The organism is Rhizobium hidalgonense (assembly GCF_002914525.1).
Taxonomy (GTDB): domain Bacteria; phylum Pseudomonadota; class Alphaproteobacteria; order Rhizobiales; family Rhizobiaceae; genus Rhizobium; species Rhizobium hidalgonense.
In genome coordinates this window covers 25,984-38,097 of record NZ_LODW01000064.1, presented here as the reverse complement: position 1 = coordinate 38,097, position 12,114 = coordinate 25,984, and the positions used below count along the sequence as shown (strand labels likewise).

The 12,114-nt window shown below is 63.3% G+C and carries 11 protein-coding genes and 1 pseudogene; 5 read left to right on the top strand and 7 right to left on the bottom strand.

Going from position 1 to position 12,114, the window contains the following annotated elements:
• Positions 1-303 precede the first annotated feature (303 nt).
• Complete coding sequence (locus ATY29_RS20940; RefSeq protein ID WP_097537223.1) at positions 304-1,515, top strand: MFS transporter; 1,212 nt, start codon at positions 304-306, stop codon at positions 1,513-1,515.
• 24 nt (positions 1,516-1,539) lie between these two features.
• On the opposite strand, the gene ATY29_RS20935 is transcribed toward ATY29_RS20940, so the two are convergent.
• Positions 1,540-2,163 carry a helix-turn-helix transcriptional regulator gene (locus ATY29_RS20935; RefSeq protein ID WP_025415622.1) on the bottom strand — a complete coding sequence of 208 codons (624 nt, stop codon included), beginning with the start codon at positions 2,161-2,163 and terminating at the stop codon, positions 1,540-1,542.
• Between the two features lie 103 nt (positions 2,164-2,266).
• Between ATY29_RS20935 and ATY29_RS20930 the strand changes: the two genes are divergently transcribed.
• Positions 2,267-3,694 carry an MFS transporter gene (locus ATY29_RS20930; protein ID WP_097537222.1) on the top strand — a complete coding sequence of 476 codons (1,428 nt, stop codon included), beginning with the start codon at positions 2,267-2,269 and terminating at the stop codon, positions 3,692-3,694.
• Here the strand turns inward: ATY29_RS20930 and ATY29_RS20925 are convergent.
• The 4 genes and pseudogenes from ATY29_RS20925 to ATY29_RS20910 all read right to left on the bottom strand — a co-directional run bounded on the left by ATY29_RS20925 (position 3,675) and on the right by ATY29_RS20910 (position 7,018).
• On the bottom strand, positions 3,675-4,673 hold the full coding sequence (locus ATY29_RS20925; RefSeq protein ID WP_025415620.1) for an NAD(P)H-quinone oxidoreductase: 999 nt from the start codon (positions 4,671-4,673) through the stop codon (positions 3,675-3,677). The genes ATY29_RS20930 and ATY29_RS20925 overlap by 20 nt on opposite strands.
• Positions 4,674-4,750: 77 nt before the next feature.
• Positions 4,751-5,915: pseudogene (locus ATY29_RS20920) on the bottom strand (diguanylate cyclase domain-containing protein).
• Positions 5,916-6,069: 154 nt separating this feature from the next.
• Positions 6,070-6,312, bottom strand: a complete 243-nt coding sequence (locus ATY29_RS20915; RefSeq protein WP_025415619.1) for a ribbon-helix-helix domain-containing protein — start codon at positions 6,310-6,312, stop codon at positions 6,070-6,072.
• Positions 6,313-6,418: 106 nt separating this feature from the next.
• Positions 6,419-7,018 (bottom strand): HdeD family acid-resistance protein, encoded by a 600-nt coding sequence (locus ATY29_RS20910; protein WP_097537221.1) that lies wholly within the window; start codon positions 7,016-7,018, stop codon positions 6,419-6,421.
• Positions 7,019-7,159: 141 nt separating this feature from the next.
• Here ATY29_RS20910 and betI point away from each other — a divergent pair, with 141 nt between their 5' ends.
• The 3 genes from betI (at position 7,160) to betA (ending at position 11,089) form a co-directional block, all read left to right on the top strand.
• Positions 7,160-7,756: a transcriptional regulator BetI gene (betI, locus tag ATY29_RS20905; RefSeq protein ID WP_025415617.1), complete on the top strand. Its 597-nt coding sequence runs from the start codon at positions 7,160-7,162 to the stop codon at positions 7,754-7,756.
• 1 nt (position 7,757) lies between these two features.
• The gene (betB, locus tag ATY29_RS20900; RefSeq protein ID WP_097537220.1) at positions 7,758-9,221 is read left to right on the top strand and encodes a betaine-aldehyde dehydrogenase; all 1,464 of its coding nucleotides are present in this window, start codon (positions 7,758-7,760) and stop codon (positions 9,219-9,221) included.
• 215 nt (positions 9,222-9,436) lie between these two features.
• Entirely contained in the window at positions 9,437-11,089 is a 1,653-nt protein-coding gene (gene betA, locus ATY29_RS20895; RefSeq protein ID WP_025415615.1) for a choline dehydrogenase, read from the top strand.
• Positions 11,090-11,173: 84 nt separating this feature from the next.
• Here the strand turns inward: betA and ATY29_RS20890 are convergent, their stop codons facing one another.
• Positions 11,174-11,647, bottom strand: a complete 474-nt coding sequence (locus tag ATY29_RS20890) for a DUF6644 family protein (protein WP_097537219.1) — start codon at positions 11,645-11,647, stop codon at positions 11,174-11,176.
• Between the two features lie 17 nt (positions 11,648-11,664).
• Positions 11,665-12,051 (bottom strand): DUF6152 family protein, encoded by a 387-nt coding sequence (locus ATY29_RS20885; protein ID WP_025415613.1) that lies wholly within the window; start codon positions 12,049-12,051, stop codon positions 11,665-11,667.
• Between the last annotated feature and the right edge of the window lie 63 nt (positions 12,052-12,114).

Sequence of the window (12,114 nt, the reverse complement as noted above, 5' to 3'; positions counted from 1 at the left end):
AAGGCCGAGCACGACGGAGAGTGGGGTAAGCGTCTGCAGCAAGACGCGACGTGCGGCGGAGCAGCAGGTGGTTGCGCCTACCTTGGTCAAGCTCTCCCCATCGCGCTTCCTGCCTGTTGAGCCCCACCCTCCGTCATTCCAGGCCTTGAGCCTGGAATCCATGCGCGCTGCTCGACCATGCATGCTCCGTCGAACAACCGCATCATCTCGATACTCATCACAAGAATTGACGCCGCCGATCGAAAACTATCGTTTCTCTGATGTGTCCGATGCCGCTAAGGGTGGTGCATCAGGAACCGCACCATGCCCTCCACATTTTCCTTGATCCTTGGCGACAACAGGATCCGCATTCCAACCGTGACCCTCATCGCGCTCGCCTTCACCTATGCCTCGACCGCGCCCTATCAGTCGATCATCGGGATCAACGAACTCGGCCTTAGCAACGGCACCTATTCGGCGCTGATCTTCTTCTCGGCGATCGTCAACGTCACCACCAGCCTGACGCTCGGCATCTGGTCCGACAGGCTGAAGGAGCGGCGGCCGCTGGTGCTGGGGCTTTCGGTCGCCGGCATGCTCGGCTTCGGGTCGATCGCGATCTTTCACAACCCTGCCGTCTTCATCGTCTCGACGCTGTTGCTGGTGCCGATGAGCAATTCCACCTATTCGCTGCTGTTTGCCAGCCTGCGCGCCAGGACCAACCAGATGGATCGCGGCCAGGGAGCGGCGGTCACGGCAACGGTGCGGGCGCTTTTTTCCGGCTCATGGGCGCTGGCTCCAGGGCTGATCGGCCTCTATCTCGTCAATTCGCCGTCGATGACGCCGGCCTATGGGATCGCGGCCTTCGCAAGCCTCACCTGCTTCTGCCTATATTTCTTCTTCGCCCCCGGAAACGGCACGGCCGGCCGTGCTCCCGATCCCGTCGGTTTCCTTGCGTCGCTGAAACGGATCTTCATGCCCTATGTGCTGGTCCGCGTTATCGTCATGGCGCTGCTTTTCGGACTGCAGCGGCTGAACAGCATGCTGCTGCCGCTGATCATCACCCATGCGGCCGGCGGAACCGTGGTCGATGTCGGCTTCATCGCCGGGCTGACGGCCCTTCTCGAGATGCCGTTCATGATGATGTGGGGCATGGCGCAACGGCGGTTCCGCACCGTGCATGTGCTCGCCTTCGGCGCGCTGATCTACTGCGCCTATCTGCTGTTGCTGGGCTTTGCCTCGGCGCCCTGGCACATCTATGCGCTGCTTCTTCTCAATGCCGGCGGGGCGGCGGCAATCCTCAGCGTGCCGATCACCTATCTGCAGGACCTGATCGCCGACCGGCCGGGGCTTGGAACCTCGCTGATCTCGCTCAACACCTTCATCGGCACCGGCATCGCCGCCGGGCTCTTCGCCTTCGGCACATCGGTCAGCGACTATTCCGGCACCGCTTTCGTCGGCGCCGCCGCAGGCCTCGCATCGGTCGGGGTCTTGCTCTATCTCGAAAGCAGCCGACGGCAGGCGCGGCAGCCGGCGTAAGGTGCGGGCTGCTTGCGATATTGGTCAACGCGGCGTGATCCGGTAGGCGCAGCGCCTTGCCCCGGCGAGGATGTGTTCGCGGCGCTCGACGTCGGCGCCGAGGGCGGTGCGGAAGGTCTCGAGTTCGGAGCGGCAGAAGCCGGCGCAGGCCGTGGCAGCCGCGCAGATCGGGCAGTGGTTTTCGACCAGCGTGAAGGAGCCGTCCGCCTCCTGCCAGTGATCGGCCATATAGCCCTCGCGGGTGCGGATGGCGGCCAGGACCTCGACGCGGGCGGCAAGGTCGCCGGCATTTTCCAGTTCCAGCCGATAACGCTGCAGCGTATCCGCCTCGCGGGCGGAGATGACCGTGTCGAGCGCTGCGGGGCCTAACTGTTCGACCAGCGTCACAAGCAGGTTTGCCGTCAGTTCGGCATGGCCGTCCGGGAATTGCCGGTTGCCCGCGGCGGTGAGGTGCCAGAGCTGACGCGGCCGGCCCCTGCCTGTGGCACCGATGGTGACCGGCTCCACCAGCCCCTGCTCCGCCAGCTTGGCGAGCTGCTGGCGGGCGGCCTCGGCCGAAATACCGAGTGCATCGCCGATCGCACCGCCAAGCTGCGGGCCGTCGGTCTTTATCAGGATCAGGATGCGGTTGGCGGGCGACTGGCGCATATTTTTCCAAGTCATGACTTGTTTTAATTGGGGCGACATGTAATTTTTCCAATTTATAACTTGGAAAATAATCCTTCGCCAGCAAAAATCTCGGGGTTAGCCCATGTCGGATATCGACCAGACTGCAACCATTGCCAACGCCAGCTCCCTCCTCCGCCTCTTCCTGCCTGAGCATCTGCCGGCAACGTTGATCCTTGCCGGCGGCGTGACGCTTTATGCGGTGGAGACTTACATCATGGCGACGATAGCGCCGTCGATCGTGCGCGATATCGGCGGGCTGGCGCTGTTTTCCTGGGTTACCAGCCTGTTCGTCGCCGCCGCCGTGCTCGGTTCGATCTTCGTCGCCATGCGGCCGCGGGGTATCGGGCTTCGCGCCGTCTATGTGATTGCTGCGCTGGTCTTCGGCGTCGGCAGCCTGATTGCCGCAACCGCGCCGTCGATGCCGGTGGTGCTGATCGGCCGCGCGGTGCAGGGTCTCGGCACCGGCGCGCTTGCAGCGCTTGGCTATGCCTTCATCCGCTTCGTCTATCCCGAGCCGCTATGGACGAAGGCGTCGACGCTCTATGCGGCGATCTGGGGTGTGGCGACCGTTATCGGGCCGACACTCGGCGGCTTCTTTTCCGGCGGCAGCAACTGGCGCTATGCGTTCGTCGTGCTCGTGCCGCTCGGCCTGGCGATGGCGGTTCTGGCGCCACGGCTGTTGCCTGAGGTCGCAGACGACCGCGACCACGCGAAAACGCCGCTTGCCCAGATCGGGCTGTTGCTTGGCGCCGTGCTGATGGTCAGCACCGCCGGGACGATCGAGACCATGGCTGCGAAAATCGCTTTGATCGCGGCCTCTGTCGTCGCTGTCGCCGGCATGCTTTTCATCGAGGGCCGAAGCCCGAACCGGTTGCTGCCCTCCGGCGCGGTGAGTTTTTCCCGGCCGATCGCGCGCGTCTACCTGACGATGCTGGCCATGGCGATCGTGCTCGTCAGCGACGTTTTCATTCCCTATTTCCTGCAGGTGCTGCACGGGGTGACACCGCTTGTCTCAGGTTATCTCGTCGCGCTCGTCGCCCTCGGCTGGACGTTCGCCGCCTTCCTCAGCGGCTCGCTGACCGGACGGCAGGCCTATTTCGCCATCATTGCGGGTGCGCTGATCGAAGCGGCGGCGACCGCCAGCCTTGCGGCCTTCCTCGCCAACGATAATCCGCATGCGCAGATGCTCTTCATCGTGCCGGCAGCCATCGGCATGTTCATGATGGGCTTCGGCGTCGGGCTCGGCTGGGCGCACCTCGTCGCCATGGTCTTGACGCTCGTCGCCGACAGCGAACAGGACAAGGCTTCGGCGGCAATCCCGACGATGAGTTCGCTTGGCGGCGCGTTCGGCGCAGCCTTCGCCGGCCTCATCGCCAATGGCGCCGGCCTCGTCGATCCGGGCGGGATAGCAGGCGCGCTGTCGGCGGCCTACTGGCTTTATCTGCTGACGGCGCTGCCCGGGGTTCTCGCCGTCGGCGTTTCGCTGACGCTCAATCGACGCGCAGCATGATCTTGCCGACATGGCTGCCGTCTTCCATCAGCCGATGGGCTTCGACGACGTCCTCGAAGGCGAACACTTTGTGGATAACGGGGGCGACGGTGCCGGCTTCCAAAAGCGGCCAGACCTCAGAGAGCAGGTCGTCGCGGATGGCACGTTTTTCTTCCGCCGTGCGCGGGCGCATGGTGGAGCCGGTCACCGTCAGCCGCTTGACCATGATCGGCGACAGGTTGACCTTTTCGGCAACGGCGCCGCCGAGGAAGGCGATGATCGACAGGCAGCCGTCCTTCGCCAGCGAGGCGAGATTGCGCTCGAAATAAGAAGCGCCGATCATGTCGAGGATGATATCGACGCCCTGACCGGTTTCGGCCTTGATCACCGCGGCGAAATCCTCGCTCCGGTAGTTGATGGCGCGTTTGGCGCCGAGCCTTTCGCAGGCCTCGCATTTCTGGGCTGAGCCGGCCGTGGCGTAGACCTCGGCGCCGAAGGCGCGGGCGAGCTGGATCGCCGTCGTGCCGATGCCGCTGGAGCCGCCATGGATCAGCACCGTCTCGCCTTCCGTCAGCCCGGCCATCTGGAAGAGATTGGCCCAGACGGTGAAGAAGGTCTCGGGGAGAGCGGCGGCCTTGACCGCATCATAACCCTTGGGAACGGGCAGGATCTGGCCTGCCGGCAACAGGCAGTATTCGGCATAGGCGCCGCCATTGGCGAGGCCGCAGACCTTGTCGCCGGGGCTATAGCCGCTGACGCCGGGGCCGATCGCGACGATTTCACCTGCAAGCTCCAGGCCGAGGATCGGGCTCGCATCCTTGGGCGCGGGATAGCTGCCCTCGCGCTGGGCGACATCGGGGCGGTTGACGCCGACCGCCTCGGCGCGCACCAGCACCTGCCCCTCACCCGGCTCCGGAAGTGGGCCTCTGCCGATGGTCATCACCTCCGGCCCGCCGAAGGACGGCAGATCGACGAAACGCATTTCCTGCGGCAATGGCATGGCGCAACCCTCCTGATCCCGACTGTTGGAGATAAGTCAGCCCCGCGGGCTTGGGAAGGCTGGAAGTGGCAAGGGCGTCAATTCGCCTCGCCCAGCAGATGGAAGACCAGGCCGTCGTCGCTCTCCTTGGCGGCCGACTTGATGACAGCGATCTCGGAGCTGACGCGATTGATATCGTCGATAACAAGACCTCCCGGCAGTTCGATGACGCGGATCGAACAGCGCATCAGCGGAAACAAGGCTTCCGCGCCGGCGCGGTCATGACCGAGGATGCGGCCGGCGGCGCGGTGTTCGTCGGAATAGAGGTCGAGCACGGCGTCATGGAAATCGCCGATCAGCCGATCGAGAATTTCCGTCAGCTCCTGCTTGGTCCAGCCGACGACGCCGATGAAGAAATCGTCGCCGCCCACATGGCCGAGAAAATGGCGCTCGGCGAAGAAATAGCGGCGCATCAGCGCGGCAAACAGCGAGATCGCATGGTCGCCGAGATGGAAGCCGTAGGCATCGTTGGACGGCTTGAAATTGTCGAAATCGCAATAGCAGAAATGACGGACCTCATCGCCGTCGCGGCCGGACTGGCGCATGAAATCGCGGATGGCGCGATTGCCCGGCAGGCCGGTCAGCGGGTTCTGGTCCTGGGCGGTCTTCAGCTGCTTCTCGTTGATCACCTTAATCAGCGAGGCGGCGGAAACGACGCCGGCATAACGCATATTGTCAGTGAGGATCAGGCAGTTGCTGCCTTCCATGTTGGCGAAGATCGCCATCAGATGCTCGGCATCGCTGTCGAGGCCGACGATCGGTGCCATTTCGACGAAATGCGAGATGCTGCGCTCATACATCTTGTTCTTCAGGAGATCGCGGCCGAAGGGCTGATAGATAAATTCCTTGAGGTGTGCTGCAGCAGGCTTTCGACCAGGCGTTCGCCATCCGGGATCAGCCGGACATCGAGATTGAGGAACAGCGTCGAGGTGGAGAAATTCGACAGGGTGGCGAATTTGGCGAGCGCACGGCTTGCCAGCATCTGTTCGAGCTGCAGCAGCTGGCCGGCCCGATGGGCCTCGTCGAGAATGTCGACCGGGGTGTCGTAGCCGATGCGCTCCTGGCCGCGCATCAGGGATTCATAACCGAACACCGTGCCGGTGCCGGCCTCGACGATCGGCTGAAAGGCGTTTTCGACCACGAGCTTGGCCAGCGTGAATAGCGGCGCAGGACGCCGGGCTCGACGGTGGCAGCCAGGGACATGCTGATCTCCACTGTGACGTGTTCTTCTTTGGTCACGAAGATGCCCCGGAAGGATCAATGAACCCTTTCGCCAATATGAAAGTTTTGTGAAAGACGCGGGCCATCGCCACGCGTTCCGCGCTTATCCGGATTGCAAATACAATCAGGCGCTTGCTCAGGCGGTGCGGCGGCGCTCCGCCTCGTGATCGGCGAACATATCGGCGACACATCTGCCCCCGGACGGAGCGCCCTCGTCATCGAGGACATCGTCGCGGAATTCGTTGAGTTTGCGGGCGGTATCCCAGAGGCGCAGGGCCTCGCGGACGACCTCGCTGCTCGAGGCATAACCACCATTATCGACGGCGGCACGGATGCCCGCTGCCTGTTGCGGAGAGATGGAAACGGTGACCATCGGCATGAACTTCCTCCCTTTTTATTCAGGCAGTACCCTGCCTTTGGGGGACGCATGACCATTTGCGGCGATCGCACATACCCCTAAAGTTTAATCCCCTCTCATCCCCTTGTCAAAAAGAACGATCGGAAAGCGGCGCAGGGGTATCGCTTTTGCCAGGTCCGCTGCGAATCCCGAGGCCGAAAGCGATCATCGTCCAGCCCTGGATGATGAGGTCGGCAGCCAGGAACAGGCCGAGGATCCACAGGCTGTTGACCGGCCAGCCGAGCGCGATGACGAAACCGGCCAAGGCGGTGATGACGCCGCTCGCGACGACCCATCGCCAGCCCTTGGTGGGCTTCATGCGCATGCCGACCCAGGTGCGGAAGACGCCGGCGATCACTAGCGCCAGCGAAAGAAACAGCGTCAGCGCCGCCGAGGTGAGGATGGGATTGACGAAGGCGCAGATGCCGGCCAGCACATAGAGCAGGCCGCTCAGCGCCCAGAACAGCACGTGATCCCAGCCGCGCACCTGGAAGGCGTGGACGAGATAGACCACCCCGCCAAACAGCATGAGCATGCCGACATAATAGACCGAGACGACGGTGGCGAGCATCAGATTGCCGAGCGCGATCAGACCGCAGACGAGCAGCAACACGCCGAGGCCGACGAACCAGATCCATTTCGACTGCAACGAGGATGTTGTGGGCTCTGCGTTGAAGACATCGGCCATGACGCACCTCCTGTTGCTTAAGCAATATGTTGCAGCAATTGTGGGGGGAAAGATCGGGTTCACGCCAAATTCAGAAAGATTTTTGTTGATTGATCAGTCAATCAAAAATACTCTGGCCGAAATTTTTTGGGGGTTGGCGGTTTGCCGAAAGTTGGAATGGAGCCGGTGCGCCGCAAGGCGCTGGTCGATGCAGCGCTGCGAGTGATCGGCGATCACGGCTCGCTTGCCGTCACCATGTCCGACATCGCCCGCCAGGCCGGCGTATCGCCAGCCCTTGCCCATCATTATTTCGGCAGCAAGGAACAGTTGCTGATCGAGACGATCCGCTCGCTTCTCAGGCAGTTGCGCCACGATACCGTGGCGGCGCTGGCGGTCGCCCGGACGCCGCGCGAGCGGCTTTCGGCCATCATCCGCGTCAATTTCCACGCCGACCAGTTCGCGCCGGAGACGATCGCCGCCTGGCTTGCCTTTTACGCCGAAGCGCAACGCTCGGAGGAGACGCGGCGCTTCCTGGTGATCTATGCCAGCCGGCTGCGCTCCAACCTGCTCGCCGATCTCAAGGCGCTGTTGCCCGCTGAGGCCGCAGAACGCATCGCCGAAGGCGCAGCGGCGATGATCGACGGGCTCTATATCAGGCAAAGTCTGAAATCGGCGCCGATCGGCATCGAAGCTTCGATCGCGCTGACCGAGGATTATCTGAACGCGCTTCTATCCACCACCTCCCCCAAGGACAAATGACATGAAAGCCCAGCCGAAAGCCTCGCACTTCATCGACGGCGAATATGTCGAGGATACCGATGGCACCGTCATCGAGAGCCTCTATCCGGCCACCGGCGAGGTGATCGCCCGGCTGCATGCGGCAACGCCTGCCATCGTCGAAAAGGCGATTGCCGCCGCCAAACGCGCCCAGCCGGAATGGGCGGCGATGAGCCCGATGGTGCGTGGGCGCATCCTCAAACGCGCCGCCGAGATCATGCGCGAGCGCAACCGGTCGCTCTCAGAACTGGAAACGTTGGATACCGGCAAGCCGATCCAGGAGACCATCGTCGCCGACCCGACCTCGGGCGCGGATGCCTTCGAATTCTTCGGCGGCGTTGCACCCGCCGGCCTCAACGGCGCCCATATCCCGCTCGGCCAGGATTTCGCCTATACCAAGCGCGTTCCACTCGGCGTCTGCGTCGGCATCGGCGCCTGGAACTATCCGCAGCAGATCGCCTGCTGGAAAGCGGCCCCGGCGCTCGTCTGCGGCAATGCCATGGTGTTCAAGCCCTCGGAAAACACGCCGCTCGGCGCCTTGAAGATCGCCGAGATCCTGCATGAGGCCGGGCTGCCGAAGGGGCTCTTCAACGTCATCCAGGGCGACCGCGACACCGGGCCGCTGCTCGTCAACCATGCCGATGTCGCCAAGGTGTCGCTGACCGGCTCGGTGCCCACCGGCCGCAGGGTCGCGGCGGCGGCGGCCGGCAACCTCAAGCACGTGACGATGGAACTCGGCGGCAAGTCACCGCTCATCGTCTTCGACGATGCCGATCTCGATTCGGCGGTCGGCGGGGCGATGCTCGGCAACTTCTATTCCACCGGCCAGGTCTGCTCGAACGGCACCCGGGTCTTCGTGCAGAAGGGCATCAAGACCGAATTCCTGAAGCGGCTGAAGGCGCGCACCGAGGCGATGTTGATCGGTGATCCGATGGATGAGGCGACGCAGATCGGCCCGATGGTTTCCTGGGCGCAGCGCGAGAAGGTGATCGCCTATATCGAGAAGGGCAAGTCCGAAGGCGCAACGCTTGTTGCCGGCGGCGGCATTCCGAACAACGTCGCGGGCGAAGGTTATTATGTGCAGCCGACGGTGTTTGCCGACGTCACCGACGAGATGACCATTGCCCGCGAGGAGATCTTCGGGCCTGTGATGTCGGTGCTCGATTTCGACGATGAGGACGAGGTGATCGCACGCGCCAATGCCAGCGAATTCGGCCTCTCCGGCGGTGTCTTTACCGCCGACCTCACCCGCGCCCACCGCGTCGTCGACCGGCTGGAAGCGGGCACGCTGTGGATCAACACCTATAATCTCTGCCCGGTGGAAATCCCCTTCGGCGGCTCGAAACAATCGGGCTTCGGCCGGGAGAATTCGCTGGCGGCGCTCGAGCATTATTCCGAACTGAAGACGGTTTACGTCGGCATGGGGCCGGTGGCGGCGCCTTATTGAGAAATATTTGTGCCTGCCTTTGCCCCTCACCCTAACCCTCTCCCCGCAGGCGGGGAGAGGGGACGTGCCAAACGCAACGTCGAGGATTGACGAAGCCGGTGCGGCATATCCCCTTCTCCCCGCAGGCGGGGAGAAGGTGCCGGCAGGCGGATGAGGGGCAGGCTCTGGGAAAACAGGAAGCAGCCGGATAACGGCAGCTCGAGAAAGACAAGAAGATGCAACAAGCAGATTTCGTCATCATCGGCTCGGGCTCCGCCGGCTCGGCGCTGGCCTACCGCCTCTCCGAGGGCGGCCAGAACAGCGTGCTCGTCATCGAGGCGGGCGGCAGCGATTTCGGGCCGTTCATCCAGATGCCGGCGGCGCTTGCCTGGCCGATGAGCATGAAGCGCTACAACTGGGGTTATCTGTCCGAGCCGGAACCGAACCTCAACAACCGGCGCATCACCGCGCCGCGCGGCAAGGTGATCGGCGGCTCCTCCTCGATCAACGGCATGGTCTATGTGCGCGGCCATGCCGAGGATTTCAACCGCTGGGAAGAGCTTGGCGCCAGCGGCTGGGCCTATGCCGACGTGCTTCCCTATTTCAAGCGGATGGAGCATTCGCATGGCGGCGAGGACGGCTGGCGCGGCACCGACGGGCCGCTGCATGTCCAGCGCGGCGGTTTCACCAACCCGCTGTTCCGTGCCTTCATCGAGGCCGGCAAACAGGCGGGCTTCGAGACGACCGAGGATTATAACGGCAGCAAGCAGGAAGGCTTCGGTCTGATGGAGCAGACCATCTTTGCCGGCCGCCGCTGGTCTACCGCCAATGCCTATCTGAAACCGGCGCTGAAGCGGAAAAATGTCGGGATCGTCTACGCCTTCGCCCGCAAGATCGTGATCGAGGACGGCCGTGCCACCGGCGTCGAGATTGAACGCAACGGCAAGGTAGAAGTGGTGAGGGCCAACCGCGAGGTGATCGTCTCGGCCTCCTCCTTCAATTCGCCGAAGCTTTTGATGCTGTCGGGCATCGGACCGGGTGAGCACCTGAAGGAAATGGGCATCGAGGTAAAGGCCGACCGGCCGGGTGTCGGCGCCAATCTGCAGGACCACATGGAATTTTACTTCCAGCAGGTGAGCACCAAGCCGGTGTCGCTCTATTCCTGGCTGCCATGGTTCTGGCAGGGCGTGGCGGGCGCGCAATGGCTGCTTTCCAAAGGCGGACTCGGCGCCTCCAACCAGTTCGAGGCCTGCGCCTTCCTGCGCTCCGCACCGGGGCTGAAGCAGCCCGATATCCAGTATCATTTCCTCCCCGTGGCGATCAGCTACGACGGCAAGGCGGCGGCGAAAAGCCACGGCTTCCAGGTGCATGTCGGCTACAACCTGTCGAAATCGCGCGGCAGCGTGACGTTGCGCTCTTCCGATCCGAAGGCCGATCCGGTGCTGCGCTTCAACTATATGAGCCATGCCGAGGACTGGGAGAAATTCCGCCACTGCGTGCGGCTGACCCGCGAACTCTTCGGGCAGAGCGCCTTCGACGACTATCGCGGCGCGGAGATCCAGCCCGGAGAAGGCGTGCAGAGCGACGATGAGATCGACGCCTTCCTGCGCGAACACCTGGAAAGCGCCTATCACCCTTGCGGCACCTGCAAGATGGGCGCCAAGGACGATCCGATGGCGGTGGTCGACCCGCAGACGCGGGTGATCGGCGTCGATGGCCTTCGCGTCGCCGACAGCTCGATCTTCCCGCACGTCACCTACGGCAACCTGAACGGCCCCTCGATCATGACCGGCGAAAAGGCCGCCGACCATATCCTCGGCAAACAGCCGCTGGCGCGCTCGAACCAGGAACCGTGGGTTAATCCAAGGGCGGCGGTTAGCGATCGATAGTCAGTGGTAGCCTTCCTGTCGCGGCAGCGTGCGTTGCGATTGCGATAGGACGGATCTTTGTGTCGTATCGAGAATGGCAGCACATCAGAGGAATCCGATCCACCGCCCGGCCAATACCGCGCCGATCCAGATCGCAACCGACAGGGCTGCGGACACGCGCAGGCTGGGTCGGATGACACCGGTGGCAATAAGCGTTTTCCACCCTCGCCCGACATGAACCGTCAGGAGGTTGAGTAGACCGAAGGCAATCAGCCCGAGCTTGGCGAGGAAGGCAGGATTTTCGGCATATTCGACCGCCCGCACGCTGAAGAGGCAGAAGCCGGTCGCGATCGCCAGAACGAGGCCGACGCCTGCGGAACGGGAGAGAAAGGGCGCGACGATGTCGACCGGCACCTTGCGGAAGAAGCCGGCGAGCCTCAGATCGAGCGGCAGGATGGCGCCGACAAGCAGGCCGATCGCCAGGATATGGGCGGCATTGACGAACATATAGAGCGTTCCGGAGCGCCGCAGCGCGACCGCGGGTGTCGTGGCCGACAGCCATTCGAGAATGTCGATCACAGCTCGGTTCGCCTTGGTCAGTTCGTCCGGATGCGGTCGGGATAGATATCGTAGCGCTTCTCGCCGATGGTGATGCGCACCGCCTTCATCCGCTTTTCCTTCGGATCCTGCGAACGGTTGCCGAGTGCGACCACCTGGTCACCGGGCTTGGCGACGCCCTCGACGAAGCCGGAGCGTTCCGTCTGGCGCGGATTGCCGAGTTCGACGCGCCACAGGCCGTCATCGGCGGTGGCGACATCGAGCGTCGGATGCGGCCCGCCCATGGATATTTTCTCGATGGTGCCGCGCAGCTCGATTTGGTCCGCCTCGGCCCATGACCAGCCGTGATGGGCAATTGCGCCGGTGGCGAAAGACATCGAAAGCATGGCCGCGGCCACGACGCGCTGTATTGAAATTGGCAACATGATGTTCTCCCTACCCGTATGGACAGGCAGGTGGAGCATCGCCGAGCGAAGAAAAGCTATTTC